Raw genomic sequence first — 2491 nt, 5'->3', positions numbered from 1 at the left:
TAATAGATTTTCTTTTACTCTCATTTTGAACCTTTGAAAATGTAAATAATTAAAAAGAAGTGTTTTATCAACACTCCTTATATTGGATGAGACCTATTATTTTAAAAATTTAATAAAATTTATTTGAATAACAACTAGGAGTGAAAAGTGAAAAAATTTAAAATTATATTGCCATTAACTATTGCTTCTTTAGCAATTGTACCAATTGCCAGTTCTTGTACAGACACAACAAAACAAAAACAAGATAAGCTAAATCAATTAATAAATCAAGTCCAATTTGATGTTGAAAATAAAAACGAAATGAATGCAAATTCAATTACAAATCAACAAATTGTAATTACTAATGCTTCAGAATTGGACATTCAAATCACTAAATTGATTGCTCAAAAGAATAGCTTAGAAATTTATTTTGATGCCAATTTGAAAAGCGACAAAAAGATTGTTAAAAAGAATAATCTTTTTGTAATTCAAGGCTTTTTAGATATTAAATATACCAAAGAACATTTGGATCAAGTAATAAACACCATAACGCTTAGCTATCCACAACAACAAGAAACAACATTGCAAGATGTTGTCAATGACAAAATCATCTTTAACAATTTAAATCCAACTCATTACAAAATCGAAAATTTAATTGTCAATAAAAATGAGACAAAAAATAATGCAGAAATTAGTTTTAATCTTAAATTTGTAAAACCAGAATATCAAGATCTAGTTTCTGATACTAAAACTTTATTATTAGACAACTTTAAAATCTCAAATGAATACATTACTTCAATTTTAGAAGATGTTAACACCACTATTCAGATTTGAGATGTATATACTGGAAGCGAAATTTATCCAGAAACTTATACCATCTCAGAATTTGCAATTGATCAAGGAACTTTTGAATATCGAATAAGTAATCCTAACAAATATATTCCTTCTTCATTAACTGCTAACTTTAAATACGTTTTTGATGCTAATAATGAATCTTTTGATGGAACTAATATAAAAGGAAAAATATCATTAACATATAATAACTTTACCACCCAAGAAAAAGAAATTGTTTTAAAAACTTCTTTCTTACCAGAAATTGATAGAAAATTCTTAGAAGAATTTCTATTGATCAATATTGATTTTACTGATAAAGAAAATATTTCAATTAAATCATTTAAAATCGATGAACCAATTAGCGAAGAAATTAAAAACAAAATGATGACAAAAATTACTATCAACAATGAAGTGGTTGATGCATCAAATTGATTAAATAAAGTTGGTTTACACTTTAATGAAATTAGACCTTTACAAATTGATTATGATACAAATACCATTAAATTTGAAGCAACTTTAGAAAAAACTGGTGTTATTGGAAATGCTGAAACCGAAAATTATGAATTTTCAGTCTCAGGTTTTCAGCCAATTGAAAAAATTTCTGATGCTGATTTAGATGTATTTTTAAGTAAATTAAAAATCGAAAACCGTTATTTTGCAGAAGAAATTGCCAATAACATTGAAGATATTCAATTACTATATTGTGAAAATGGACAAATTGATGAAAATTCAATTGCCGTTGATGAAAACTTCTTATTATCAAAAGGAATTACTAATTTTAATAAAGAAAATATTTGAACCTCAACCTTTAATGCTGAAACAAATTCAATTGAAACAACAATTAATATTTTCAAACAAAATGACTTAAATCCAAAAACATTAACAACCCAAATTATTAGTGGTGGGCCTCGTTTTGAAGATTATATAAATGAAATTAACGTAACTATTAATAATAAAGAAACATTAATGCCAAATGAAGTCGAATTTAAAAATCTAACTTTAGCTTTAAAAGCTAATTCAAATCTTATTGATACTGATTCATTTATTACCTTTTTATCAATTAAAACTAATTTAAAAACCCCTGAAGAAATTCAAAATTGAAAAATTGGCAAGAAGACTTTATCATTTGTTTTTAAAAATAATATCACTAATAAAATATACACATATAACAAGGTTTTTGAAGGATTTAAGCCATTTGAAGAAGGCAATACTTCTTTAGATATTAAAGCTAAAGAAAATCGCATTGTAAGTGGTACTTTAAGTCCTGAAACCATTGCTAAAATTAATGAATTAAAGACAAATCAAGCCTGAACAACCTTTGGGTATGTAAAATACAACACCAGTTCAAAAACTCTTGTTTTTGGTGCTACTAAAAACACTTCAAATAATAACTTTGATGGAATTGTATTTGATGAAGAATTCCTTCAAAAAGCAAGTGAGAAAAATGGTGTTCTTCCTGGAATTCAAAACAGCAAAAATCCTAATCAAAAAGCTTTATCAATCACACAAAAAGGTGACAAATACTATTTAGTAGTTAAATTTAGTGCTCAACAAATAGAGCCATATTGAATCCTTTTGAATTAAAAAAAGAAATTAAAAAAGTTGATTAAGTTCAACTTTTTTTCTTCTAAAAATTATTGAAAAACAATCATTTTTCTTGATTTTTTGAAAAAAAATT

1 protein-coding gene is annotated in these 2491 nt (G+C 25.0%); it reads left to right on the top strand.

Annotated features, from left to right (window positions below):
- Window positions 1-147 precede the first annotated feature (147 nt).
- Entirely contained in the window at window positions 148-2397 is a 2250-nt protein-coding gene (locus T401_RS07325) for a hypothetical protein (protein WP_033179063.1), read from the top strand.
- Window positions 2398-2491 lie beyond the last annotated feature (94 nt).

Source organism: Mycoplasma anseris ATCC 49234, assembly GCF_000702805.1.
Classification (GTDB): Bacteria; Bacillota_I; Bacilli_A; order Mycoplasmatales; family Metamycoplasmataceae; genus Metamycoplasma; species Metamycoplasma anseris.
This window is presented reverse-complemented; position numbering and strand designations above follow the sequence as displayed.